Origin of the sequence: Alteromonas sp. MTD1 (genome assembly GCF_042848195.1) — a bacterium.
In the GTDB taxonomy this organism is placed as follows: domain Bacteria; phylum Pseudomonadota; class Gammaproteobacteria; order Enterobacterales; family Alteromonadaceae; genus Alteromonas.
In genome coordinates, this window is record NZ_BTGG01000003.1 from 12,439 (window position 1) to 36,528 (window position 24,090).

A 24,090-nucleotide genomic window follows, 5' to 3' on the forward strand; every position below is an offset into this window, starting at 1 on the left:
AAAAACGCAGCTTATCGCTGCGTTTTTCTCAGTTCTTCATTTTTTTGTTAGAAACGGTATTCAACACCGATACTTGCTTGCTTTAAATCCGTTTCAAAATCGGTATCGTCAATGTCGTCAAATGCTTCGTCAGCATCAAGTTCAGTGTCGTAAACCGTATATTCAGCATTAACTAAAAAGTTGCTGGTAATAGCGTAGCTTAAACCTGCACCTACAAATAGACTTTCATCATCATTTTCCTGGCTGAAACCACCTAAGTTGTATTCGGTTTCTGACCATAGTTGACCTAATTTAGCGTAAAGTGAAAATCGTTCAGTAAGCGGTAATATACCTTTTACCGCTGCTGTATAACCGTCAGTCTCTGCGCCAGCTAAATCATTGCCGTAGTCGCCAAAGTCAATATAACTACCTTCAATAGCTATCCATTCATTGAATTTGTAACCAGCAATACCTTGCCAAACATCTTTATCATCGTCGAAGTCATCTTCACCTTCTACACGCAAATACCCATAGTTACCACCAACATAGAAGCCACTTGTTTTTGCTTCTACTTGAGCACTTTGAGCGTGTGCACCAAAAGAGGCCATTACGCTGATAGATGCAATGGCACTTAGATAACTTACTGTTCCAAGAAATTTTTTCATGATGTTTTCCTCATTCGCTATTAATCAATCCATTGGCTTCGTTGTGAAGCTAATGCGACAAAATTCCTTAGAGGTATTTCAAACGTCATGCCATCGTAAAACTTTCAAAATGTCAGCGTAAGTCATGAAATTTTTTCTTACTTTGATTAAATGTGATTTATTTTTGCACAATTTATAGCGAGTGATTGTTCACTGCTTCATACGTCACTCGAAAACATTTCACAGCGTGTGAAATAGCTTCACGGTTTTAGGCGCACTGTGATCTTCATACTAAATCATTGAAAGAGAATGTCTTTTTTTTAATTGAAAAATTCAATCAGCAGAATCCATTTTATTATCTGTCATTTAATCGCTGCACTGACTATCTTCTTAACTGTATTAGGTAAATAGAATGTTAATAAAAAGGGTGTGAATCACTTTTTATTGTCTAAACAATGTAGAACGGGAAATGAATATGATTACAAGAAGGTTTAAAAGAACAACAGTTTCTGCACTCGTTGCGCTTTCTTTGTGCGCCTCAGGTGCAATGGCTAACGATCAAATAAGTAAGCCTGCTGGCGCAAAAGGCATGGGAATGACAAAGGCATTCCAAGCCAAAAGCAATCAATTCTGGTGGCCTGATCAGTTAGACCTTTCACCACTGCGCGATCACGACAAACGCTCTAACCCTTTGGGCGAAAATTTTAGCTATGCAAAAGCGTTTTCAAAGCTAGACCTTGACCAAGTGAAAAGCGATATCAATGAATTATTAACGACGTCGCAAGACTGGTGGCCCGCCGACTTTGGTAACTATGGTCCTTTCTTTATTCGTCTTTCTTGGCATGCTGCTGGTACCTACCGTACGCTTGATGGTCGCGGCGGTGGTGATGGTGGCCAGATGCGTTTCGATCCACTAAATAGCTGGCCCGACAATGGCAACTTAGACAAGGCACGCCGTTTGTTATGGCCAATTAAGCAAAAGTACGGTGAGAGTTTGTCATGGGGCGACCTAATGATTTTAGCGGGCACCGTAGGTATGGAAAACATGGGTTTTGATACTTACGGCTTTGCTGGTGGCCGTACCGATGATTGGGAGCCGGACCTAGTATATTGGGGCCCTGAAGTTGAAATGCTAGCCAGCGATCGCGAAGAGCGAGATGGTAAGCTTCAGCGTCCACTTGGTGCAACGCATATGGGTTTGATTTACGTAAACCCAGAAGGTCCCAAAGGTAAGCCAGACCCTATGGGTTCAGCAAAGAACATCCGCATTGCATTCGGTCGTATGGCGATGAATGATGAAGAAACTGTCGCGCTAATTGCAGGTGGTCACACGTTTGGCAAAATGCACGGTGCACATAAACCTTCAGACTGTCTTGAAGGCGAACCTGGCGCAGCAGGCCTTGAAGAGCAAGGTTTAGGTTGGAAAAACAACTGCGGCAAAGGCAATGCTGAAGATACTGTTACCAGTGGTCTTGAGGGTGCTTGGACACAGCTGCCCACTAAATGGACTAGCTTGTATCTACAAAACCTATTGGGCTTCGAATGGAAGCAAACGCGTAGTCCTGCCGGCGCTATCCAGTGGATCCCAACTGACGAGTCGTTACACCAGTCGGTGCCTGATGCTCACGTAGAAGGTAAAAAGAACCCGCCGGTAATGACAACCGCTGACTTGGCGCTTAAATACGACCCTGAATACCGCAAAATCGCAGAGCGCTTCCTAGCCGATCCAAAAGAATACCAAACTGCATTTGCGAAAGCATGGTTCAAGCTTACGCACAGAGATATGGGGCCAAAGGCACGTTACTTGGGTAACGATATTCCAGAAGAGAATTTCATTTGGCAGGATCCTGTGCCTGAAGCCGACTACAAAATGATTTCTGACAAAGACGTGAAAAAGTTGAAGTCAGACATTTTAGACACTGGTTTGACGGTTCAGCAGCTTGTTAAAACAGCGTGGGCGTCGGCATCAAGCTTTAGAGCATCAGACATGCGCGGTGGTGCGAACGGAGCACGCATTGCACTTCAGCCTCAAATGGACTGGGAAGTAAACGAACCAGACACTGTTAAAGAAGTAGTGGCGAAACTTAAGGAAGTGCAAGGAGAATACAATTCTCGCATGTTCTCTAAAAAGAAAGTGTCGCTTGCTGATCTTATCGTAATTGGCGGTGCGGCTGCGATTGAAAAAGCCGCTGCAGATGCGGGCGTAAAAGTAACCGTACCTGTGAAACCAGGTCGTACGGATGCAACTCAGGAGCAAACTGACGTAAATTCTTTCTCATTATTAGAACCTTCTGCTGATGCTTTTAGAAACTACTACAATGCGCAAGCAAGCTATCGTTCGCCTACTGATATGCTAGTGGATAAAGCCGATCAGCTAAGTTTGACGGTTCCTGAAATGACGGTGCTGCTTGGCGGTATGCGTTCATTAGGTGCTAATGCTAACGATTCTACTCACGGTGTGTTTACTGACAATGTGAATACGTTAAGCAACGACTTCTTTGTGAACCTGTTAGACATGGGCATTAAGTGGAGAAAAACTGACGACCCTTCTGTTTACGAAGGTGTAAACCGTAATACTGGTGAAGTGAAATACACAGGTACTCCTGTTGATTTAGTGTTTGGCTCAAACAGCGAACTGCGTGCGGTAGCTGAAGTGTATGCTTACGACAACGCAAAACAACGTTTTGTTGAAGACTTTGTTGATGCGTGGACTAAAGTAATGACGCTAGATCGATTCGATTTACGCCATGACCTAACTGCGTCTTTGTCTAAGAAGTAGACTTACTCAGTTTGTAAGGCACGTAGAAAAGCGCCAATGGTTAAATAGCTAACACAGGCGATTAAAAACGGGGCATATTGCCCCGTTTTTTTTGCGCGCTTCCAAGCGAGGGAAGCGTCGCATTGCAAGGGGGTATTAGGTACACTGACGCATTAATGCACAAAATACAGGCACAGTGGTAATGGCAAGGCTACAGCGCGCGTTGGTTAACTTAGAAATACTAAATGAAGACATAAACGATTTAAGTGACACTGCATTATACGGTGACGTTCACAAGCGCCTGCTACAGATGATGCTAGATACGTTACTAGAGCTGAACACCTTGATAGGCAATGAAACGCACGCAAGCTTTCAGCAAATGCTGGCAGGCTCGCCATTTGAAACTGTGTTTGAAAAGAAACAGATGGTGTCGGTGTATGTGAAGCTTCTGGGTTATGTTATTACAGCGTGTGAAGCTACTAATAAGGCCAGCTTGATTATTAATGACAACTTTGATGAAAGAGCTGATAAACGTTTAGAGCTGCTGCAGGTGAAAGCAATACGCGCAAAGTCGCAGCTTAAAACCGTCGCCACTGCAATGGGAAAGTCTGATTATCAGAAGTTTCTTTTAATGTGTGGATTAAGCGCACCAGAATGGAGCTGGGATGTGCTTCGCGCGAGGTTCTGAGCCGAGCGCGAAGCGTCCTCAATAGTTCAACCGTATTATCTATGGTGTGGTGTTACGAATACCAACGTCTTGTTCATTGATCACACGTACTTCACGCTGCGGGAACGGAATTTCAATGTTATGTTCGCGAAGTGTTTCAAAAACGATGAGTAGCAAATCGCCACCTACGCGGTTTTTACCGTCATCTACGCCTTCCATCCAGAATTCGACAAACATATTTACACCCGAGTCGCCAAAGCTATCAATCTCGCAGTCTGGGCGTTCTTCAAAAGGCACATCGTCACCGTTAATTACTTGAGGATGCTGACCGACAGCCTCTTTCACAATTTCAACCATGGCACGAATATCAGTTTTATAGGCCACGGAAAAGTCAATGCGATAACGCTGTTTCTGGTTTTTATGGGTCCAGTTTATTAGCAGTGAGCTGATAAACTTCTCATTAGGAACCAGTACGTCTTTACCGTCGTATGTTTCTAACACAGCGTAACGCATCTTAAATTCGCGCACGATGCCCTTCTGACCATCTTCTAACTCAACATAGTCACCTACCGTTAGTGACTTATCTAATAAAATGATGATGCCCGAAATGAAGTTTGACGCTATCGACTGTAAACCCAAACCTAAACCAACGCCTACGGCACCACCAAACACGGCCAATGCAGTAAGGTTTATACCCATAACATTCAGCAGTAGCAGGAATACCACGCAGAACAGGGCTACTTCGAACAGCTTTGCAAACACTTCCTTGGTAGATACGTCCAACGACTTATGGTTGCGGATGATATCTTGGCCAATGGCATTAGAGCTTCTTCCCAAGTAGAAAAGTAGTGCGCCAAATAACAGTACACGGGTAACGCCATACGCGGAGATTTCTACATTTCCAACCGAGATAGCAATAGATTCTAGGGTAGAGGTGATTAGTGGTAAGATACCTATTAGGTGTAAAAACAATATGGGTAGGCCAAGCCAGCGCATAAACGTTGCTATGGTTCTGTTTTCGACAAAACCATAAATAAGCGAGCTTACGAAAAGCAGTAAAGCAACGACAATAGCTATTTCTAGTAACCAAGCGTCGAACTGAAACTGTTCGCCAAGCACTGTGGTAAGTTTCAACATGCTAATAGTAATTAGCGGAAACAATGCCTCACCCAATTTGAACATAAAGCCATGTAAAGTATGCGCTCCATGTTCAGGCGCTTCACGGGTAAATTTAAATGGTTTTTTCACTTGTCTTGCGAGTATAAAAGCAACGCAGTAAATCACTGCGATGGTTGCAAGCTGAATCATAAAGCTGTCAGACATCACAGATGCTTTTACCAGCGACCACTTTTCTTCAAAGTGCGTAGTCAAACTATCAACATTCATGTTTTCTTCTTCATTGCTAAACCACGGTGATGTGGTAATTAAATAGTGCGCGGTTTTTATCCTTTAACGTGGTGTAGGTAAAGTGGTTTTTAACATCCACAACATCAACATGTCATAGTTTTGATGATTTTGCGAACTTGCGTCGCTCGACAAAGTTCGTCATTTGCCATTTCTGATTGTGCCAGAGTCTTTTTCAAATGATTTAATACTTTGATATATATTGTTTTATTGAGTTTTTAGCGAGCTGTCTCTTTTGGGGCTCAGCAACATACAAGGTTTGTTAACTCTACTTTTTTTGTCGTTTTGATAAAAATAAAAACAGTTTGTGGAAACACCATTTTTGCGGTTTTAACACTTCGTCAAAGACTTCTATTTCTTTTAAGGCGGCCAGAAATTTAAGAATATAAGATTCTTTGAATAAAAGTGCGGTGTTATCTACAAACTAGTCTACACTCTAAACAACAACCGTATCTTGCGAGTTATCTTTCGACATTTTTTAATGTTTATGGTCAGTGGCTCGCTATTCTATAGAGGGCTCCATCTCTCACAGGCGAGTTCAATGCAAAGAGATTCGAGTGACATAAACACGCTGGTGAGTCAGTGTGACAATGAACCCATTCATTTGCTAGAGCATGTGCAACATTATGGCTTTCTCATCGCTGTAAGCACAGAAGGCATCGTTACCCACATATCAGAAAATGTTGGCGATTTTCTTGATGTAGAAGCTTCGCAATTACTTGGTGAAAACTTATGGGAACAGGTAGATAAAGAGCTAGCTCACGCCATCCGGGGTGCGCAGCATCAGTCTGTTATTATTGGTAAGCCTTGCCACTTAAAGGCCCGAACGTTAAAAGGCGCAACTGATAAGTTCAATATTGCGGTTCATGCAGTAGGGGGAACCGTGGTTATGGAGTTTGAACCAGAAGCCTCCACTGTAAGTCATGACAATGTGCTATCAGCACTTATGAATCAAGTCTCTCAGTTAAAAGACATCCCGCTGCTTTATGATGGAATAGTGGAAGCTTTAAAATTTGCGACTGGTTTTGACAGGGTCATGCTCTATCAGTTTTTATCAGATGGTGCAGGTGAAGTCGTTGCTGAGGCTAAAAATGCAGACATGGTGCCATTTTTGGGTTTGAGATACCCCGCTTCTGATATTCCAAAACAAGCGAGAGCGTTATACAAACGCACGTTAACTAGAACTATCGCTAGTGTACATGCCAAAACATCTCCCTTATTATCTCACGACGATAATGCCCCAGCCCTTGATTTATCACAGTCCAAGTTACGCGCTGTTTCCCCTATCCATATTCAATATTTAAAAAATATGGGGGTGAGTGCATCCATGTCTATCTCAATCATTATTGAAGGTGAATTATGGGGGCTCATTGCATGTCACCACAACTCAGACAAAATTGTTCCAGTGCGGCTACTTTCGCAGTTAGAGCTTTTTAGTGAAATATTTTCATTAGAACTTTCGAATAGACTAATACAAGAGCGTATTCGTGTAAGCGAAAAGGCAACGAGTACCTTCACGAAAGTATTGAGTAATCTTGCGCTAGGACAGTCACTAGCGAATGCCATAGTAGAACAGCTAGAATTGCTGAAAGGACTTATTGATATTGACGGTATAGGGTGTTGTTTCAGTGATGAGTATGTAAAGAATGGGGCTGCACTTAGTCACAAAAAAGTCAAAATGCTCACCGAGTATCTTGCAAAGTACTCCGATGCAGAAGTGCACCGTTTGGATAACTTAGTGATCGCCGATGAGGCACTTTCTGACAATGAAGTAGCTGGTGTGCTAGCTATAAAAATATCATCCTCGCCAATGGATTATATTTTTCTGTACCGCAAATCTATTACTCAAAAAGTGACGTGGGCTGGAAATCCTGAAAAACGTGTGGAAAAGCGCGGTAATGAAAACATACTGACGCCGCGCTCAAGCTTTGAAAAATGGATAGAAGTTAACGCAACAAAATCTATTTCATGGACAGATTTAGACATGGAGAGAGCAAAGTCGATTAGACTTGGAGTAATGGAACTAACGATCAGGCATCTACACGAAAAAGAGACAATACAGCGTGAGGCCAAAAAGCGATTAGAGTTACTCATTGGCGAACTCAATCACAGAGTTAGAAATATTCTTAATTTGGTCAATGCGATAGTAGGGCAAACATCACAAACAAAAAATGACATCGATACGTTTGTTAACTCGTTATCTGCAAGAATATCTGCATTGGCACTTGGTCATGATCAGCTAACACATGCCTCGTGGAAAAGCATTGGCTTTAGAAAGTTACTACACAATGAACTCAAGGCTTACATGGTCAATGAGTCAGCGTTCAAGATAGCTGGGCCAGATATTTCAATAACTGCCCACGCTGTTACGCCGGTTGTTTTAGTATTTCACGAAATGATTACCAACGCAGCCAAATATGGTGCATTGAGTGCTACTAGCAACGATGGCCGTGTTGCCATTACTTGGTCTTTCGATGAAGAAAAAGGCTGCGTGATTGAGTGGGAAGAAAAAGGCGGCCCGCCGGTGGCGGAAATGGCGAGCGAAGGATTTGGAATGACGGTAATTAAATCTGTTATTCCTCATGAACTGGGTGGCAAAACAGAATTGTTCCCAGACATTTCAGGCTTAAAAGCGCGATTTACGATCCCTGAAAAGCATGTTGAGCTTGGTGTTAGCTCTGATGAGGACGATGTATCTTCTTTATCAGTCACAAAGTCGTCGGTAATCCCTTTAAGTGAGCGTAAAAAAACAGCGTCGGCGTTTATCGTAGAAGACAATTTGCTTATCTCTTTAGACTTACAAAGAAAACTGAGAAGTGTCGGTTTTAAAAATGTAGAAATTTTTGGTGATGTTGGGTCAGCAAGAGCTGCGCTAGCTCAGCGCGACCCTTCAATGCTGTTTCTTGATGTACATTTAGGGAATGAAAATTCCTTTCAGCTAGGTGAGGATTTGAAAAAGCGTGGAGTACCGTTTTTCTTCATCACTGGATATGGTGCAGCCATGGCGCTTCCTCAAGCGTTGGAAGATGTCACCGTGTTAACAAAACCTGTGGATACTGAACTTTTAGAAAAAGAAATCAGAAACCTTGGGTTTGAGGCGTAATGATGGCGAAAAAGGATAAAAAGCCCCAAATACTCATTATTGAAGATCAGTTAGTAGAGGCAATGAACACCAGCCGACTTCTAAAAGGGTTTGGTATGGATGTGGTGGGGATAGCTAATGAGCCCACCCAAATTGAGCCCATATTAAACGCAAGCTCACCAGAACTTATTTTGATGGACATAAACTTGGGTGGCGCTGAATCGGGCATAGATGTCGCTAAATCTATAATAAAAAAGCACAATCTCCCCATTATATTCACAACGGCTTATACTGATGAAAACACCATTTCAAGCGCACTTTCTATTTCGCCTTATGGCTATTTAATAAAACCTTTTGGAGAGATATCTTTAAAAACAGCAGTTCAGATTGCACTTGAACGAAAGCGTATTGAGCAAGAATTAGCGAGCTCTAACAAACGCCTAACGCTAGCTTCTGAAGTCGCGAAGTTGAGTATTTTAGAAGTGGATAAAGTATCCCACTCGGTTGTTATTAAAAACGTAGATAACCTCCTTAATTTTCCTCAAACAATGGCGTTAGACGATTTTATCGCGTTATTTCCTAGCCGAGACTTATCAGAATTACAATACTCAATAGCAAACAAACATCAGTTTCGTTCTGTATTGCAGCTTGACTTAGAAGGCAGAGAGCGACAGTGGTTCCAAGTCGTTTTATCAGACGTCACGTTAACAAAAGATGAAGTGCAGGTGGGGGCTATTCAGGATGTAACAGAGCTAAGAAGTACGCAATCGAGCTTGGGCATAGCAGATAAGATTGTAAGTGAAATCAAAGAGGGAGTTCTCGTATACGACCACACAGGAACCGTTATAAAGGTTAATAGCGCGTTCTGTGAAATGGTTGATAAACAGGAAGGGCAAATAATCGGTTTTCACATTAACAGCGTTTTTCCTCAATCAAGAAAGAAAGACAATAGACCTAACTATCTTGTTGATGGGTTACGAACTGACATTACGATTGTGGACCAATACGACGTAAGACGACATATTGTTATGTCTACTTCGGCTTTTTCTATCGCAGACAACAAAGACTATTTTGTCGCCATTTTAACCGATGTAACCGAGTTAAAATCGTCAGAAAGCCAGCTTAAATATTTAGCCTTCACTGATGCATTAACAGGGGCTGGAAATCGCAATTATCTAAGTCGAATTGTTGAGGAGTTTACAGAATCCCTCGAGCCTTGCTCCATTATATTTATCGATATTGACGAATTTAAATTGATCAACGATACACATGGTCATGAGGTGGGCGACGAAATTCTTCGTGGCTGTGTCAGTCGATTCAAGACTGCGGTAAGAGAAGAGGATACGGTAATACGATTTGGTGGAGATGAATTTGTTGTTGTAACAACAACAACATGTAGCGAAGAACTTGCCCTCATAACTGAACGTATTACTGGTGCATTTTCCAGTTCGTTTAGTACGTCATCTGGCGCTTTTCAAATTTCTGCTAGTATTGGTGTTGCTACTGCCTCTGAAAGTATGTCTGCAACCGAGTTACTCAAAAATGCTGATATAGCAATGTACTCAGCCAAACAGTTTGGAAAGAATAATATTGTTCGTTTTCACGATGGCCTTTCTAAGGATATTGAGTACAGGCTGTTCATTCAACAAGGGCTTGGTGCTGCAATAGCAAACAAACATATAACCGCGTTTTTTCAGCCCATTGTTGCGGCCGATGGAAGCGTGCTGTCTGTTGAAGCGCTTGCTCGCTGGCATTTGCCTGATAAAGGAACTATCCGACCTGATAAATTTATCCCAATCGCCGAACGTACAAAGTACATTCATGAAGTCGGTAGGCTGATGCTGGAAGAAGTGTGTATGGCGTTTAAAACTTTGGAACAATGGGGATTTGGTGAGATTAAAATAAATTTAAATATGTCGGCGGTACAACTGCAACATGAATCAGTGGTAGGCATATTTGAGGAATGCATCACAATTCACAATATTCAGCCACGTAAACTTGTATTGGAAATTACAGAATCTACGTTACAAAGTGCTAAGGCCAGAAAATCATTGTCGGCGCTCAAGTCATTAGGTATGACGATATCCATAGATGATTTTGGTACGGGTTTTTCGTGCATTTCCGAACTCGCCAACGAAACCTATGACGCAATAAAATTAGACCGCTCTTTGTTGCCTGACTTTTCGCTGCACGACGATCCAAGTAAACGACGAGCTTTAATTATTAAAAATGTGGTTGGGCTTTGTCGGCTTCTAGATATGCCTTGCACCATTGAAGGATTGGAAACTGAAGAACAAGTTGAATTTGCCAAAGAGATTGGCGCAACAGCTATGCAAGGATATCGGTTTGCGCGCCCTTTGAGCCTGCTTGGATTAATGGAATATTTACAAGAAAACCACGCTGCTACAGTAGTAAAGACTGTGAAGCTGTAGGTAAGTAATCTTATAGATAGACTTTACGTTACACCTTTATTACGAGGTTGGTTAAATTATATGCTGGTGGTGCGAGGTCTATAATGGTAGTATTCGCGCAAATTGATAAGAGTAAAAAGTACGTACAATTCCCAAATCAATAACAACCAAGTTTGCATTATCTGCAACAACGTATCTCCACACTTTCTCAATAATCTAAATTATCACAGCGTATTTGTGTTACCGACATGTATTAGTTGGTGATCATGTATTTTAGGCTACGTGCCTACATTAGGAGTCATTGAATGTCATTTGACCAACTTGGGTTAGCAAAACCCTTGTTACAAGCCATCGAAAAACGCGGCTTTACAACCCCTTCACCTATTCAAGAGAAGGCAATACCTGAAGTATTGGCAGGAAAAGATGTGTTGGCTGCAGCACAAACCGGAACTGGTAAAACAGCGGGTTTTGGTTTACCTATTTTGCAGCGTCTAATGGATGGACCTAAAGTACGAGGTAATAACGTAAGGGCGCTGATACTTACACCAACGCGTGAACTTGCTGCCCAAGTAGAAGAAAGCATATGTGCTTTCGCTGAATTTTTGCCGCTTAAAACAGCTGTTGTATTTGGCGGTGTAGGCATTAACCCGCAAATGATGGCGTTAAGAAAGGGCATTGATGTGCTGATCGCCACTCCGGGTAGGTTGTTAGACCTGCATCAGCAAAACGCTGTTAAGTTCGACCAGCTTGAAGTGCTGGTTTTAGACGAAGCTGACAGAATGTTGGACATGGGCTTTATTCACGACATAAAACGTGTACTGAAACTGCTTCCGGAAAAAAGACAGAGCTTGCTGTTTTCAGCAACATTTTCACCTGACATTACAGCGCTTGCTAAAACGCTTACGCAAGACCCAGTTAGTATTTCAACGGCTCCAGCTAATACAACGGTGGATGCGGTAGAGCAGCATTTAGTGACTATTGATAAGTCGAAAAAAACCACCGCGCTTATATGCTTAATTAAGCAGAAAAAGTGGGAGCAGGTGTTGGTATTCAGCCGCACCAAGCACGGTGCCAACCGAATTGCTGAAAAACTGTCGCGCTCAAAAATCCCAAGTGCAGCAATTCATGGCAATAAAAGCCAGGGTGCGCGTACCAAAGCGCTAGCGGAATTTAAAAGCGGCGACATTAAAGTGTTAGTAGCTACCGACATTGCTGCGCGTGGAATTGATATCAGCGAGCTGCCCATTGTTGTTAACCTTGACCTTCCAAATACCGCTGCAGATTATGTTCACCGTATAGGGCGAACGGGAAGAGCAGGGGCAACAGGCCAAGCGTGGTCATTCGTTTGCGCAGAAGAGCTGCAAAACCTTAAGGACATCGAAACACTTATTCAAAAGTTGTTGCCCAGAGAGGTATTAGAAGGTTTCGAGCCACAGCAAGCTGTGCCGCCTACAACGCTTTCAAAGCCAAAGAAGCCTAAAAAGCCAAAGAAGCCAAAAGCGACATCAGACAACGGAAAAGGCGATGTTAAGGGCGATAATAAGCATAAAAATAAGCAGGAAGGCAGCGAAAATGGTGGTTCGCGAGCTCATAAGCCGTCAAACAAGAGGCGCAGACCAGCGAACAAAGCTAACGCTGGCTACTCGGCGAACGGCAATAAGTACAATGAGAAAAATAAAAGTAGGCAGAATGAAAAACCTGCTCAAAGTAATAACGCCAAAGCAGGCTCGCCGCGCAGAGCACCTAAGCAAGGTAATCGCGCGGCCGTAACAGGGGCAAGCTAACCTTCGTTAGCTTCCCAAGAAAATGGGTGGTAGTGTCTTAGCGCTGGAGCAGCCTTCGCTTCGTCACTTCCATCTCCTTTCATTTCAAGCGTAAGCGCAGCGCGCTTTGTCATTGTTTCTTGTAGTTCAGTTCTAAACGCTTTGGTCTCTTTCCACAGTTTGTAAAAGCCATCTGGCGTATCGCCGTTAATATCGCGCAATAGCATTGGATTGAGGGCATCATAAGCCTCTTGCAGTCGCAAAGCCTGCTCGGCGTAATATTGGGCTTCTTGTGGTGTACTTTGCCACGCTATCATTGGTGCCTTTTGTTTTTCGCTCATATTGGCGAATGCTGAAAAGTAATCGACATACTGCGCTAATGGAATGCTGTCTGCTTTGCCCCATATATCCATACTGGCTCTGTTAAGCAACGCACTGCTTGATGGGTCCACAATCATTACCGTTGGCGTAGCATAGTAAATTGGGTAGTTGAATCGTTCGGTAATGTTTCGGCGGTCTTCAAGCATGCCAACATCAACGAACACCGTTTCATAATGGGGCGTTAAAATGCGCTGCATTTCATTTGAAGAGAACCGCTTTGCTAGGCCAGTACTGTCGTGACACCACTGTGCGCCTAATACTACAAGTAAGAGTTTGTTTTGTTTCAAAGCGTCTGACTGAGCACGTACCACCTTGTTAAGTGGATCTGCTGTAGGTGCATATTCATACTGACTATTTGACTGTATAGCGCTGCAACCGCAAAGCAGTAGCAGTGTTACTATGATTATCAATAATGTTGGCAAAGAAATGGTGTGTTGTTTCATAATTGCATCTAGTTTAAGAATTCATCTGCAATGTAACACAATTCATTGTTTTACCTATATTCTTTGATTGCTGTAAAGCATCACTGAACTGAGTGATTAACATCTATCGGATGATGGTGTTTTTCTAGTAAAAAGTGTAGTCGGGCTGCAAAGGTCATCCGCCGTATAAAGCGCCATTTAATCGTAACCTTGATATATTAAATATGAATAAATTGTCTTTAGAAAAGGCGTTCGCCCTCTTTGTTATCGATGGGTTTCGTGTATAGTTCGACTCCTGCACAATTTTCTACCACTAACACAGAGAGAATCATGGCCGTAAATACTGATACTCAATCTCTTATCGCATCCATGCGAGATGTAGTAGGGCAAGCTTACCTGTTAACTGACCAAGCCAAGAAACAGCCTTATTGCAAAGGTTTTCGATTTGGTGCAGGTGAAGCGCTAGCGGTAGTTCGTCCAGGCTCTTTAGTAGAAATTTGGCAAGTTCTTAAACTGTGTGTTGAAGCCGATGTCGCCGTAATTATGCAGGCGGCCAATACAGGCTTAACCGGTGGCTCTACACCTGATGGCAAAGATTACGATCGCCCGTTGGTGATTATTAGCACCATGCGTATTGATGCAATTCAAATTGTTGATAACGGCAAGCAAATTGTAGGGTTGGCAGGAAGTACACTCTTCGGCTTGGAGGAAACGTTAGCACCTTATGGACGTGAACCTCACTCAGTTATTGGCTCATCATGCATTGGCGCGTCTATCGTGGGCGGTATTTGTAACAACTCTGGCGGTGCGCTCGTTAAGCGTGGGCCAGCGTATACCGAACTATCATTGTTCGCTCAAATAAACGCGTCGGGTGAACTTTCATTGGTGAACAATCTGGGTATTGACTTAGGCACTGACCCTGAGGAAATTCTCAATAACCTTGAGCACAAGCGTTACAGTGAAGCCGATGTTAAGCACCCAGATGCCCGTGCGTCTGACAATGAATATGACGCACGTGTAAGAGATGTAGATTCTGACACGCCATCGCGTTTCAACAACGACGGACGCAGACTTCACGAAGCATCTGGCTGTGCAGGAAAACTTGCGGTATTTGCTGTGCGTTTAGACACTTTCCCCATCCCTGAGAAAAAACAGGTTTTTTATGTGGGCTCTAATGATGCCGCAGTATTTACTAAAGTGCGTCGCGACATTTTATCAAGCTTTAAAAATCTGCCTGATTCAGGTGAATACTTGCATCGCGACTGCTATGACGTATCTAAGAAGTACGGTAAGGATATGTTTATTGTTATTAGCAAGTTGGGAGCTAAATTCATTCCTAAGCTGTTTTCATTCAAGCGTAAATTCGATGCATTTACTGACAAACTAGGTTTTTTGCCTAACAAAATGTCTGACCGCGTAATGCAGTATTTAAGCTACCTATTTCCTAATCATTTGCCCAAGCGAATGGAAGCATTCCGCGATAGATACCAGCACCACTGGATTTTGGAAATGAGTAACGACGGCGTTGCCGAAGCAAAAGCTTACCTAGATGAGTTCTTCACAAAGAACGAAGGTAGCTACTTTGAATGTACAGAAGAGGAGGCTGATAAAGCTATCTTACACCGCTTTGTTGCCGGTGGTGCAATAGGGCGCTATCACGTTATGCACAGTAAAGACGTTGGCGCCATGATGACCATTGATGTAGCGCTTCGCCGTAACGATCCTGATTGGTTTGAAGTTCTACCTAAAGAAATAGACGAGCAGATAGACACAAAGCTGTATTACGGGCACTTGTTCTGCCATGTTATGCACCAAAACTATGTATTAAAGAAAGGGGCTGACGCTAAAACGTTGAAAGGCAAAATTTTAGAAACCTTTGATGCTCGGAGCGCAGAATATCCGGCAGAACACAATGTGGGACATGAGTATTTTGCAAAAGATGCGTTGAAAAACTTTTATCGAGAATTAGATCCTACCAACAGCTTTAACCCCGGCATAGGTAAAACAACAAAGCTGAAAAACTGGGCTGAGCACAGCGGTGGTTGCTGTGGCGGTCACGATTAACAGTTTCAATAAGCTAAACGCAGAAAAGCCAACTTTAATAAGTTGGCTTTTTTGTTCCGTGCATTCTGTTAAGTATGCTTATAGTTATATATCCCCTACAAGCATGCTTAATTAGAAGTAATTAGCGATTTGATTGATTACGGCATTTACCGCACGGTACGCATTTGATTGATTTGGAACACCACATGCTTGACCGTTACAACCGTTCCAGTAAGGGTCTGAGAAGTAGTCTAGTTGTGTTGCGCTGCCAAATGCCTGTGGGTACGCCATAATAGTAGAGAAGTTGTTATCTACACCATGACCAATGCCATCGCGGTAAACACCACCTACTGAATTTTGACGTACTGAGTGACCTAAGCCCATGTTATGACCTAGCTCGTGCACAAACGTAGATAGACCACAGTCTACAGCACTGATGCTGTACATACGGTCTTTAGAGCTAGAGTAAAGGGTACCGTTGTTACCCTGACCTACCCAGCCAATTCCACATACATAGCCAGAAAGCTGACCGTTTTGATAAATATTTTCACGCTTACCAAGTAGTACTACCATGTCTGCACGAACAGATGAGCGGAAGTTTTTCACGCCGCTGCTGTTTGTCACTAAATCAAGGGCATCTTCAGTAGGCTGAAGGTTGCTAGACGTTGCCGCAGACGATTGTGCACCTACAATACGTAGCTGAAGATCAACAGCGTTATTGCGGTATACACGGTTTGCGTGTGAGATATATTGGTTAATTTTAGTATCAATATTAGATACGCTATTTGCCGCTGGTTGTGTGTACAACACAAGTACATCAATGGTTGCAGCAGACACAGCTGTAGAACACAGCAAAGCCGCAGCCATTGCCGTAAAACACTTAAATGTGCGTTTCATTTTATTTCCTTTCTTATTGTTCTAGTTGCCTGTAGGGGATTCGGTTTCAGGTAAATCAAAGACATCTGTAGTGTCATTACCGTTTTGTTGATGCGTGCTCTCTGAATGACCAAGCTCATGCTCAATATGGCTTTGCATCATTGATGATTTCGGGGCTATCCACGCATATTTGTCGTTACCCTCAAGGACAAAAACATCTCGTGGGGTGGCTAAGTTAGCGTAGGTGGCATTTTCGCCGATAGTGATGACCGCAGCGTAAAGTGAGCCTGCACCTGGAATATGTGCTTCAACGGTTCTATCGCCATTCGGGTGAGTTTCAATATGGTCAACTTCACCCGTATAGCTGCCGCCAAATTGAGGAATATACAGGTCTAAATATTCGCCCACCTCAACGGTTAGCAGCTCTTCTCTATCAAGCTCTATGTATGCTTCATCGGCTACGTCAGCTGGAATTAAGCCAGACTCAGTTAATACCTTCTTACTTACCTCAGACTCTTGCCAAATAATGGTGTCATTTTCATTTGAATTCAGCTGAATGTCGTTGCCCGTCGATGCCTTCTTGGGAACAAAGGTATCTATGCCAGTTGAAAGCACTTGGTCTCCACGTTGCGCTTTTGGAGCGATAGGGGCTTCCTTTATTGCATGAACAACAGGCGCTTCGACGACTGTGTTGTTCTTTTCTTTATTTAACGAATAAACCAAATAGCTGCCCGCTACCACGGCGGCAGATGTGAAGATGACGCGTTTAATCATGCTTTTCTCCAAACTTGTCGTTATTGTTGTCTTGTAAAAAAGCACTTAGAGAAAAAAGCGGAAATTCTGATGTGTAGAAGGATGCTATTGACGCTAATGCTTACTAAGCAGCTCAGTACCATCCGTGGTGATGTTTTTTAACAATATCAGTTAAATAACAGTCATGAGGCTCAAAAAAACAGCACCTTAACGGTTTTTTGACCATTTAGCCCAGTTTTAAGATGTAACAAAATATAAATGCAGTGTGATAGTGTAACAATTTGATTTTATTGAGATTATTGCTTTTGTTTGTGTAAGAGCAATGTGGGCAGGGGGTAGCGAGTATTAAGGAAGGGACGTCTTTACAATTATTGATAAAGTGAATTTTTGGAATAAATACGTGGCATAGAAGGTGAACGTAGGGTAGCTGAATACAAACAGCCACCCTCAATGCTTAAATTGCTCGTGTAATTACGCTAATCTATTGATAATTGATGAGAAATCAATTCCAGCATTTCCTTCTGCGCAGTGAGCGTCAAACCATTTTGCCGCTAGCTCACCCATAGGCACTTGTGCATCAACGCTTTTCGCTCCCTGCATAGCAAGGCCGAGATCTTTCAGCATTAGTGCTGAGGCAAAACCGCCGGCAAAATCGTTATCGGCAGGGCTTTGAGGGCCCACACCTTTAACCGGGCAGTAGCTGGTAAGTGACCATGTTTGACCTGATGCATTAGACGCGATATCGAAAAACACTTGCGGATCTAGACCAAGTTTTTGTGCCAGCTGTAGGCTTTCACAGGTTGCGATCATGGTAGCGCCTAGCAGCATGTTGTTGCATATCTTTGCAGCTTGGCCTGCACCGTTGCCGCCTGCATGAACAATTTTCTTGCCCATGGCACCAAGCACGCCTTGTGCTTGATCGAATGCCTCAGTATCACCACCCACCATAAAGGTAAGCGTGCCGCCTGCTGCCGCTGCAATACCTCCTGATACGGGGGCGTCGAGCATTTTAAGGCCTTTGTTAGAGGCAAGTTCAGACACCTTATTCGCCGTTTCAACATCAATGGTTGAACAGTCGATAAGCAAGGTGTTTTCACGCACGTTATCAAGAATTTGTGACGTGTAAATATCCATTACGTGCTTGCCTGCTGGCAGCATGGTAACCACGATATCGGCGTCTGAAACAGCTTGTTCTGTAGTATCAGCAATAGTGCAGCCTGCTTCTTTAGCTTTTAACAATGCCGCATCGCTCAGGTCGAAAGCAACTACGTTAAAGTTGTTTTTTACCAAGTTGTCGGCCATGCCTGAGCCCATATTACCCAGGCCAATAAATGCAACAGTTGTCATAATTAACTCCTAGCCCATTGTTGGGATAACAAACGCGTTGTCGTTCGTGTCTGAGCCGTCAGGCCAGCGCTGCGTGATAGTCTTAACTTTGGTCCAGAATTTCACGCCTTCCATACCGTGCTGGTTAGTGTCGCCAAACGCAGAACGTTTCCAACCACCAAAAGTGTGGTATGCCACAGGTACAGGAATAGGTACGTTAATGCCAACCATGCCAACGTTTACGCGCTGAGCAAACTCACGTGCCGCGTGGCCGTTACGGGTATACATTGCAACGCCGTTGCCATACTGATGATCGCTGGCAAGGCTTACTGCTTCATTAAAGTCTTTAGCACGCACCATTTGTAGTACTGGGCCAAATATCTCTTCTTGGTAAGAACGCATTTCAGGGGTTACGTGGTCGAAGAATGTTGGGCCAATGAAATAGCCGTTACTGTCGGCTGGAATCTGGCTGTTTCTGCCGTCATAAACAAGCTCGGCACCTTCTTCAATGCAAAGGTCGATGTAGCTTTCTACGCGAGCTTTATGTGCTGCAGTTACTACTGGGCCGTAATGGGCGTTAGGATCTTCGCTATTGCTTACCATGATCTCTTTGATAGCTGGAATCAGCTTAGCTTTTAACTTTTCTGCGGTTTCGTTACCTACAGGAACTACGACCGGCAGTGCCATACAGCGTTCGCCAGCTGAGCCATAAGCAGCACCAACTAGGTCGGTAACTACTTGGTCTAAATCGGCGTCAGGCATAACAATACCGTGGTTTTTCGCGCCACCCATGGCCTGTACGCGCTTGCCAGCACGTGCGCCACGTTCGTAAACATAGTTTGCAATGTCAGACGAGCCTACAAAGCTCACCGCCTTAACAGTTTGATGGTCAAGAATGCCGTCTACGGCTTCTTTATCGCCGTGAACAACGTTTAATACGCCAGCGGGTAATCCAGCTTCCAGCATTAATTTAGCAAGCTCTACAGGTACCGACGGATCGCGCTCTGACGGTTTAAGTATAAATGCGTTACCACAAGCAATGGCTACACCAAACATCCACATAGGTATCATGGCTGGAAAGTTAAATGGCGTAATACCCGCTACAACACCTAAAGCCTGACGCATTGAATAAACGTCGATACCTGGGCCTGCACCTTCGGTATATTCACCTTTTTGTGCGTGCGGAATACCGCAGGCAAATTCAATCACTTCTAAACCACGTTGAATATCACCTTGAGCATCTACTAATACTTTGCCGTGCTCGCTTGAAAGCAAAGCGGCAAGCCTGTCTCGGTTTGCTTCAACCAGTTCTTTAAATTTAAACATAACGCGAGCGCGTCGCTGAGGGTTGGTTGCTGCCCACTCTACTTGCGCAGCTTTAGCGGTTTCAATGGCGTACTCTAATGTAGCCTGACTTGCCAGACTTACTTCGGCTTGTACTTCGCCTGTGTTAGGCGCGTAAACTGGCGACGTACGCTCGCCCTTTTCTTCAAAATCTTTACCCGCAATAAAGTGAACAATTTTTCTCATGACAAAGCTCCTGTATTTTTAACAATATTGAAACCTTGTGTTTGCAATAGCAATACATATACTTGCAGCATGGTGCTGTAAAAATGCAGGTGTAGATGTGAATTGGGACGATATGCGCTTGTTTCTTGGTTTGGCAAGAAATGGTCGTGTAGCTATTGCAGCGAAAGGTTTAAAGGTCGATCCTACAACACTTATTCGGCGTGTAAAAAAGCTGGAAGATTCACTTAATTGTGAGCTTTTTGAACTAACAAATAAAGGTTATGTGCTAACGTCGCAAGGTAGCGAGCTTGTTCGTTATATAGAAAAGGCTGAACACTACTTCTTACAAGCACAAAATGAGTTGGGCGACGAGCGTTTGCACATGGAAGGCAGTATACGAGTGAGCGTTTCAGAGGGCTTCGGTAGCTGGTTTTTAGCGCCGTTGCTCCCCGAGTTCAAAAAGCAGTACCCGGGAATTGTTATTGAACTTGTGGCCACAAGCGGTTTTTTGAATTTGAACAAGCGGGAAGCCGACATGGCAATTTTGCTTGAGAAACCCAGCAAAGGTTTATTGGTTACAAAGAAACTTACCGATTACAACTTATATTTATACGCCCATAAAGACTTGGTTGCTGACGATGTGACAAACGGAAGGTTAACGTCACTGCAATCTCTCGGTGACTTCAACCTTGTAAGCTACGTACCAGATTTGGTCTATGCTCCACAGCTAAAGTTTATTGAAGAAACAGCACTGTCAAAGCTTAGTGCGCTTAGAAGCACAAGTATAAATGCACAATATCAAATGCTAGCGAATGGTGGTGGCGTTGGTATTCTTCCCAAATTCATGGCTGAAATGCGCCCAGGGCTCGTGCGATTAGTTGAAGATGAAATTCAAATAAAGCGTACTTTCTGGTTGGCAAGTCATAAAGAAACGCATTCACAAGCGCGCTTTCAAGCATTTACCCATTGGCTACACGAAAAAGTACAACAGGATCAGCATCGCTTTGTCGATTAGAGATGCGTGTTTTATGTGTGATGAAGTAGGCGAACATACCGCCCATATTACATTGCACTTAAATATTTATGAGTCATAGTTTTAAGCTTACACAACCAATAAGGCACCATTGTTTATGAGTTTTTCTCGCGTTTTTCGTCGTTCTTTTTGTCAGTGTGCAGGCGTAGCTACGGTGCTGCTTGGACTATCGTTTTCTGCTGCTGGTGAGTCTGATGTACCTGAAGATACACGCCAGACAAAACAGGCAAAATGGGAGAATATGGCTGCATTGCCGTATCGCGTGCAAGAAATTTACCCTGTCGTTTTTCGAAATCATATTGTGGTTGCTGGTGGGTTATCACCGGACGTGAGTGATCGTGACATCGATGTGTCTAACCGCGTTGTTATATACAACATAGAGAAAAATACATGGACAGAAGGGCCGAAATTACCCGAAGCAAGACATCATCCTATGCTTGTTAATGCGGGCAATAGGCTGTTTGCGTTTGGCGGTTTTACGGTTGATAACGAAGGTATTTGGCATAACAGCACTGATATTCTCGAGCTTACATTCGATTGCAGCAAACATAACTGCACAGATAACAACACAAGCAACAACAAAGATAGCGACAAATATAAAAACGAAAACGAGGAAAATATATTTACTCACGCGCGGTGGAAAAAAGTAGCGAGCTTACCAACACCGTTGTCTGAAACGCTCAGTAGTGTAAATGGCAACGCTGTTCATCTGGTCTCAGGCCGTTCACCTAAAAGTGATACTTCAAATAGTCAGTGGATTGACCAAATTGACGTGGATACACATTTGATGTTTAACCCAGAAAAAATGAATTCAACAGATGCTGAACCGGTACCCACCGCGCGAAATAGTGCCTGTAGCGTAACGCTTAATGATCAGATGCATACTATTGGGGGAAGAACGGTATCAGGAGGAAATTTGGCTTCCCATGAAGTGTACAATTTTACCACTGGAAAGTGGCAAGTAGCTGAGCCTCTTCCTGAGGCGCAAGGTGGACTAGCATGCGCAACGTTGAATGGCAGTATTTATGTGTTTGGTGGCGAGTATTTCGATAACGGTGGCGGTGTTTATTCTAAAGTTTGGCAGTACTCAGTAGATAGTGACGAATGGTACGAAGTAAGCACAATGCCTTTCCCGCGCCATGGCTTAGGTGCAGTTACAATCGGCGACAGTATCTATGTTATTGCAGGCGCGATGGAAGCGGGTGGAAACAAAACCACTTCAATGATGTCACGCTTTGCCGTTATTGATTAAAATGTGTCGCCTTCTATCAGCCTTTGTTTTTGTTTAAGTGCATCAACGAGAAATTGCATCAGCAGCTGCACTTTTGGTTGTTCGCGCAGCTCGGGGTGAGTGAGTACCCAAATGTCATAAGATAGGGTAGGCGTGCTACTAGGTAATCTGACAAGCGCACTGTTGGTGTCTCCCATAAAGCATGCTGCTCTTCCCATTCCTACCCCCGCTGCAATGGCATGATAGCGAGTGACAATTTCGTCAATCACAACGCCAATTGGAACATTAGGATAGGGAGAGGCGTCTAACCATGCTGGCCAAAGCGTATTGTCACTAGGCGCAACCCAGCGCCAGTCTTGTTCTGGTACATCGTTGCAATAATCTTTATGTGCATAAAAGCATAGCCCTAACTTACACACGCGCCGGCCTACCAGATGATCTGGTAATTTATGTGCGCCTCTTATCACTACATCTGCTTCGCCTTTATCGAGGTCGGCAAATTCGGTTGAACTGTTTATTCGAAGTTGGATGTCAGGATAGGCTCGTGCGAACTCACCAATCTCTTTCACTAATAAAAATTGCGACATTGGCTCGCCCAATGACAATGTAACTGGGCCGCTTAAGTTGTCGGTAGATGCAAGGTGTAAACGCTCAGACACAGTTACAATATCTTCCATCTTTTTTGCAATGGTGACTAGCTGCTCACCTACCGGCGTCGCGCGATAGCCACCAGGTATTTTTTCAAATACTGCGGCACCACGGCGTTTATGTAGCAAGGCTAAATGCCTTGCTATTGTAGTATGAGTAGTACCCATGGTTATGGCTGCACCGCGCAATGTGCCTGCCCGGTGTAATGCCAAAATAAGTGCGTAGTCGTTCCAATTATTCATGGAACGATAATGCACCAACGCGATCAAAAAACAAACCGTGTTTTACTAAAAAAGCGTTGATAGAGTGTAAGTTCAATCAACTTTAATTCGTAAGATGTAATGCCAATGAAAATTTTTGTTCGTACTTTTTCAAAAAAAGTTTTTATAAAACAGCTGTTAACGCCAATGCTTTTGTTGTTGGCTTTTCCCGGTGTTGCACAAGAAGCAACAAAGGCTCTGTCGGTTCAGTATGCACCAGGTATGGTTGTGCAGCTTATTGCGCCGGTGACTGACCCTGAAAAGCGTCATTTACGTGACCTGTATTTCCAAAAAAATGCAGAAACAGCACAGCGTCACGGCTATCGACAAGATGGTGTGTTAATTGTTGATGAAACGTTAGTTGGCAATTTTAAACCCAATGTTTTTGTTGTAAGTCACTGGCCATCACTAAAAGCACAGAAAACGTTTCAAGCTTTGCCACTATTTTCTGATGTTAAGTCGCTTAGAAGGGAGGCGTGGGAAGCACTGAAACTATACGACCATGAATTAGATGTTCCGCTTGAGATGACCTTCACCGAAGACAAGACCTATACGGTAGCATTGGCATGGACAAACCCTTCAACCCCCAGTGATTACTACGAATACATGGCAGCACTGCCACCACTTGTTGAAAAAGTAGGTGGACGTTTTATGCATCAATTTAACGATGTAGTGGTGAGTGCACATAACCCTGATGAACTCGCGCCGCAACAAATTACGTTTGTTGAATGGGACTCGAAAGACGGTGTTGAAAAGCTTCAAGCGTTACCAGAATTTGCCGAACTTGCTAAAAAACTGCAGTCAGGCACGGTTCGTTTTGAGCTTCATCGTGTTACGCCACGCTTGCAATAGCAAAATGTGTAGCCAAGTGTAAGGAGTAGGCTTAAAGAAGAAAGGTTT

At 43.5% G+C, this 24,090-nt stretch carries 17 protein-coding genes; 9 read left to right on the plus strand and 8 right to left on the minus strand.

What is annotated here, in order from left to right; all coding sequences use genetic code 11:
• Positions 1-47: 47 nt before the first annotated feature.
• Positions 48-644 (minus strand): porin family protein, encoded by a 597-nt coding sequence (locus ACGHAV_RS04545; protein WP_390377045.1) that lies wholly within the window; start codon positions 642-644, stop codon positions 48-50.
• A gap of 454 nt (positions 645-1,098) precedes the next feature.
• Here ACGHAV_RS04545 and katG point away from each other — a divergent pair, with 454 nt between their 5' ends.
• Positions 1,099-3,402 (plus strand): catalase/peroxidase HPI, encoded by a 2,304-nt coding sequence (gene katG / locus ACGHAV_RS04550; RefSeq protein ID WP_390377048.1) that lies wholly within the window; start codon positions 1,099-1,101, stop codon positions 3,400-3,402.
• 181 nt (positions 3,403-3,583) lie between these two features.
• Positions 3,584-4,069, plus strand: a complete 486-nt coding sequence (locus ACGHAV_RS04555) for a hypothetical protein (RefSeq protein WP_390377051.1) — start codon at positions 3,584-3,586, stop codon at positions 4,067-4,069.
• Between the two features lie 39 nt (positions 4,070-4,108).
• Here the strand turns inward: ACGHAV_RS04555 and ACGHAV_RS04560 are convergent, their stop codons facing one another.
• Positions 4,109-5,434, minus strand: a complete 1,326-nt coding sequence (locus tag ACGHAV_RS04560) for a mechanosensitive ion channel family protein (protein ID WP_390377054.1) — start codon at positions 5,432-5,434, stop codon at positions 4,109-4,111.
• A gap of 559 nt (positions 5,435-5,993) precedes the next feature.
• Between ACGHAV_RS04560 and ACGHAV_RS04565 the strand changes: the two genes are divergently transcribed.
• The 3 genes from ACGHAV_RS04565 (at position 5,994) to ACGHAV_RS04575 (ending at position 12,729) form a co-directional block, all read left to right on the plus strand.
• Positions 5,994-8,555 carry an HWE histidine kinase domain-containing protein gene (locus ACGHAV_RS04565; protein WP_390377057.1) on the plus strand — a complete coding sequence of 854 codons (2,562 nt, stop codon included), beginning with the start codon at positions 5,994-5,996 and terminating at the stop codon, positions 8,553-8,555.
• Positions 8,555-10,966, plus strand: a complete 2,412-nt coding sequence (locus ACGHAV_RS04570) for an EAL domain-containing protein (protein ID WP_390377060.1) — start codon at positions 8,555-8,557, stop codon at positions 10,964-10,966. Before ACGHAV_RS04565 ends, ACGHAV_RS04570 begins: the two co-directional genes overlap by 1 nt.
• A 284-nt stretch (positions 10,967-11,250) precedes the next feature.
• Positions 11,251-12,729 carry a DEAD/DEAH box helicase gene (locus tag ACGHAV_RS04575; protein ID WP_390377063.1) on the plus strand — a complete coding sequence of 493 codons (1,479 nt, stop codon included), beginning with the start codon at positions 11,251-11,253 and terminating at the stop codon, positions 12,727-12,729.
• Here ACGHAV_RS04575 and ACGHAV_RS04580 read toward each other — a convergent pair.
• Entirely contained in the window at positions 12,726-13,532 is an 807-nt protein-coding gene (locus ACGHAV_RS04580; RefSeq protein ID WP_390377066.1) for a thioredoxin family protein, read from the minus strand. The two genes, ACGHAV_RS04575 and ACGHAV_RS04580, sit on opposite strands and share 4 nt — an antisense overlap.
• 309 nt (positions 13,533-13,841) lie before the next feature.
• Here ACGHAV_RS04580 and dld point away from each other — a divergent pair, with 309 nt between their 5' ends.
• Positions 13,842-15,575, plus strand: coding sequence for a D-lactate dehydrogenase (dld, locus tag ACGHAV_RS04585; RefSeq protein WP_390377069.1), 1,734 nt, complete (start codon positions 13,842-13,844; stop codon positions 15,573-15,575).
• A gap of 111 nt (positions 15,576-15,686) precedes the next feature.
• On the opposite strand, the gene ACGHAV_RS04590 is transcribed toward dld, so the two are convergent.
• From ACGHAV_RS04590 to ACGHAV_RS04605, 4 genes are all read right to left on the minus strand, one after another.
• Positions 15,687-16,451: a zinc-dependent metalloprotease family protein gene (locus ACGHAV_RS04590; RefSeq protein ID WP_390377072.1), complete on the minus strand. Its 765-nt coding sequence runs from the start codon at positions 16,449-16,451 to the stop codon at positions 15,687-15,689.
• 21 nt (positions 16,452-16,472) lie between these two features.
• Positions 16,473-17,204 (minus strand): hypothetical protein, encoded by a 732-nt coding sequence (locus tag ACGHAV_RS04595; RefSeq protein WP_390377075.1) that lies wholly within the window; start codon positions 17,202-17,204, stop codon positions 16,473-16,475.
• 450 nt (positions 17,205-17,654) lie between these two features.
• Positions 17,655-18,530 carry a 3-hydroxyisobutyrate dehydrogenase gene (mmsB, locus tag ACGHAV_RS04600; protein ID WP_390377078.1) on the minus strand — a complete coding sequence of 292 codons (876 nt, stop codon included), beginning with the start codon at positions 18,528-18,530 and terminating at the stop codon, positions 17,655-17,657.
• A 9-nt stretch (positions 18,531-18,539) separates the two neighbouring features.
• Positions 18,540-20,039, minus strand: a complete 1,500-nt coding sequence (locus tag ACGHAV_RS04605; protein ID WP_390377081.1) for a CoA-acylating methylmalonate-semialdehyde dehydrogenase — start codon at positions 20,037-20,039, stop codon at positions 18,540-18,542.
• Between the two features lie 97 nt (positions 20,040-20,136).
• Between ACGHAV_RS04605 and ACGHAV_RS04610 the strand changes: the two genes are divergently transcribed.
• Both ACGHAV_RS04610 and ACGHAV_RS04615 read left to right on the plus strand, forming a co-directional pair.
• Positions 20,137-21,033: a LysR family transcriptional regulator gene (locus tag ACGHAV_RS04610; RefSeq protein ID WP_390377084.1), complete on the plus strand. Its 897-nt coding sequence runs from the start codon at positions 20,137-20,139 to the stop codon at positions 21,031-21,033.
• A 115-nt stretch (positions 21,034-21,148) separates the two neighbouring features.
• A complete protein-coding gene (locus tag ACGHAV_RS04615; RefSeq protein WP_390377087.1) occupies positions 21,149-22,303 on the plus strand; it encodes a Kelch repeat-containing protein in 1,155 nt (384 codons plus the stop codon).
• Here ACGHAV_RS04615 and ACGHAV_RS04620 read toward each other — a convergent pair.
• Positions 22,300-23,172, minus strand: coding sequence for a LysR substrate-binding domain-containing protein (locus ACGHAV_RS04620; protein ID WP_390377090.1), 873 nt, complete (start codon positions 23,170-23,172; stop codon positions 22,300-22,302). The two genes, ACGHAV_RS04615 and ACGHAV_RS04620, sit on opposite strands and share 4 nt — an antisense overlap.
• 105 nt (positions 23,173-23,277) lie before the next feature.
• On the opposite strand from ACGHAV_RS04620, the gene ACGHAV_RS04625 reads away from it, so the two are divergent.
• Positions 23,278-24,042 carry a hypothetical protein gene (locus ACGHAV_RS04625; RefSeq protein WP_390377093.1) on the plus strand — a complete coding sequence of 255 codons (765 nt, stop codon included), beginning with the start codon at positions 23,278-23,280 and terminating at the stop codon, positions 24,040-24,042.
• Positions 24,043-24,090: the final 48 nt, after the last annotated feature.

Bases quoted from the DNA above. Each gene is read 5' to 3' on its own strand.
- ACGHAV_RS04545 (WP_390377045.1), bottom strand. From the start codon at position 644: ATGAAAAAATTTCTTGGAACAGTAAGTTATCTAAGTGCCATTGCATCT.
- katG (WP_390377048.1), top strand. From the start codon at position 1,099: ATGATTACAAGAAGGTTTAAAAGAACAACAGTTTCTGCACTCGTTGCG.
- ACGHAV_RS04555 (WP_390377051.1), top strand. From the start codon at position 3,584: ATGGCAAGGCTACAGCGCGCGTTGGTTAACTTAGAAATACTAAATGAA.
- ACGHAV_RS04560 (WP_390377054.1), bottom strand. From the start codon at position 5,434: ATGAATGTTGATAGTTTGACTACGCACTTTGAAGAAAAGTGGTCGCTG.
- ACGHAV_RS04565 (WP_390377057.1), top strand. From the start codon at position 5,994: ATGCAAAGAGATTCGAGTGACATAAACACGCTGGTGAGTCAGTGTGAC.
- ACGHAV_RS04570 (WP_390377060.1), top strand. From the start codon at position 8,555: ATGATGGCGAAAAAGGATAAAAAGCCCCAAATACTCATTATTGAAGAT.
- ACGHAV_RS04575 (WP_390377063.1), top strand. From the start codon at position 11,251: ATGTCATTTGACCAACTTGGGTTAGCAAAACCCTTGTTACAAGCCATC.
- ACGHAV_RS04580 (WP_390377066.1), bottom strand. From the start codon at position 13,532: ATGAAACAACACACCATTTCTTTGCCAACATTATTGATAATCATAGTA.
- dld (WP_390377069.1), top strand. From the start codon at position 13,842: ATGGCCGTAAATACTGATACTCAATCTCTTATCGCATCCATGCGAGAT.
- ACGHAV_RS04590 (WP_390377072.1), bottom strand. From the start codon at position 16,451: ATGAAACGCACATTTAAGTGTTTTACGGCAATGGCTGCGGCTTTGCTG.
- ACGHAV_RS04595 (WP_390377075.1), bottom strand. From the start codon at position 17,204: ATGATTAAACGCGTCATCTTCACATCTGCCGCCGTGGTAGCGGGCAGC.
- mmsB (WP_390377078.1), bottom strand. From the start codon at position 18,530: ATGACAACTGTTGCATTTATTGGCCTGGGTAATATGGGCTCAGGCATG.
- ACGHAV_RS04605 (WP_390377081.1), bottom strand. From the start codon at position 20,039: ATGAGAAAAATTGTTCACTTTATTGCGGGTAAAGATTTTGAAGAAAAG.
- ACGHAV_RS04615 (WP_390377087.1), top strand. From the start codon at position 21,149: ATGAGTTTTTCTCGCGTTTTTCGTCGTTCTTTTTGTCAGTGTGCAGGC.
- ACGHAV_RS04620 (WP_390377090.1), bottom strand. From the start codon at position 23,172: ATGAATAATTGGAACGACTACGCACTTATTTTGGCATTACACCGGGCA.
- ACGHAV_RS04625 (WP_390377093.1), top strand. From the start codon at position 23,278: ATGAAAATTTTTGTTCGTACTTTTTCAAAAAAAGTTTTTATAAAACAG.